Genomic DNA, 1,673 nt, shown 5'->3' on the forward strand with positions numbered 1-1,673 from the left:
GAAAAGCCGTCTGAAAACGGGCGTTTTCAGACGGCTTCGGATACGCAGCCTGCGCTTACAGGCTGTAATACATTTCAAATTCCAGCGGATGCGGCGCCATTTGGATGCGGCGTACGTCGTCTTCTTTGAAGGCGATGTAGCTTTCAATCCAGTCTTGGCTGAACACGCCGCCGCGGGTCAGGAATTCGTGGTCGTCTTTCAGGGCTTTGAGGGCTTCGTCCAAAGAGGCGCAGACGGTCGGCACCAAGGCGTCTTCTTCCGGCGGCAGGTCGTAGAGGTTTTTGGTGGCCGGGTCGCCCGGGTGGATTTTGTTTTGGATGCCGTCGAGGCCCGCCATCAGCAGGGCGGCGAAACACAGATACGGGTTGGCGGTCGGATCGGGGAAGCGTGCTTCGATACGCACGGCTTTCGAGCTGGTTACGGCCGGAATGCGGATGGAGGCGGAGCGGTTTTTGGCGGAGTAGGCCAGTTTGACCGGTGCTTCAAAGTGCGGTACGAGGCGTTTGTAGGAGTTGGTGGACGGGTTGCAGATGGCGTTCAGGGCTTTGGCGTGTTTGATGATGCCGCCGATGTAGTAAAGGGCGGTATCGCTCAGACCGGCATAGCCGTCGCCGGCAAAGAGGTTTTTGCCGTCTTTCCAGATGGATTGGTGTACGTGCATGCCGCTGCCGTTGTCGCCCATGATGGGTTTGGGCATGAAGGTGGCGGTTTTGCCGAAGTTGTGGGCGACGTTCAGGATGACGTATTTCATGTCTTGGGTTTGGTCGGCACGTTTGACCAGGGTGGAGAATTTGGTGCCGATTTCCATTTGCGAACCTGTGCCTACTTCGCCGTGGTGTACTTCGACTTCGATGCCGAGCTCTTCCAATACGTTGCACATGGCGGAGCGCAGGTCTTGACCCGCGTCAACGGGTGCGACGGGGGCGTAGCCGCCTTTTACGGTGGCGCGGTGGCCGGTGTTTTGTCCGTCGAAATGTTTGCCGCTCGACCAGGCACCGCTTTCGGAGGTGATTTCGTAGCGGGTTTTGTGCATGGCGGTTTCAAATTCGACGCCGTCGAATACGAAAAATTCCGGCTCGGGGCCGAAGAAGGCGGTGTCGCCGATGCCAGAGGATTTCAGGTAGGCTTCGGCGCGTTTGGCGATGGAGCGCGGGTCGCGGTCGTAGCCTTGGCCGTTGGCCGGGTCGATGACGTCGCAGGTCATGACGACGGTGGGGTCGTCGAAAAACGGATCGACAAATGCTGTGGATGCGTCCGGACGCAGCTGCATGTCGGATGCTTGGATGCCTTTCCAGCCGCCGATGGAGGAGCCGTCGAAGGCTTGGCCGTTTTCAAACCACTCTTCGGGGTCGTCGAGAACGATGCGGGCGGGGATGGTGAAGTGGTGTTGCTTGCCTTTGGTGTCAGTAAAGCGCAAGTCGACAAAGCGGGCTTCGCTCTCTTCAATCAGTTTTACAGCGTCTTTGATGGACATGATGTCGGCTCCTGGTGGGATGGAAATCTCGAAAGCAGTATTTTACCATGCTTTACGGGCTGATGCCGTCTGAAAATCTGCCTGCGCGGTTTCAAAAAAACAGCTTGAAAATATCGGGTCTGTTGACAATTCGTCACGCGGCAATATTTGTGCGTAAAGTATAGTCGTTTCAATTTAGATTGAGACAAGGCAGCAAGCC

General features: G+C 56.7%; 1 protein-coding gene. It reads right to left on the minus strand.

Annotated elements, in window-relative coordinates:
• Window positions 1–55: 55 nt before the first annotated feature.
• Complete coding sequence (glnA, locus tag BDE01S_RS10380; protein WP_066081260.1) at window positions 56–1,474, minus strand: type I glutamate--ammonia ligase; 1,419 nt, start codon at window positions 1,472–1,474, stop codon at window positions 56–58.
• Window positions 1,475–1,673: the final 199 nt, after the last annotated feature.

The organism is Bergeriella denitrificans NBRC 102155, assembly GCF_001592185.1.
GTDB lineage: Bacteria > Pseudomonadota > Gammaproteobacteria > Burkholderiales > Neisseriaceae > Neisseria > Neisseria denitrificans.

Bases quoted from the DNA above. Each gene is read 5' to 3' on its own strand.
- glnA (WP_066081260.1), bottom strand. From the start codon at position 1,474: ATGTCCATCAAAGACGCTGTAAAACTGATTGAAGAGAGCGAAGCCCGC.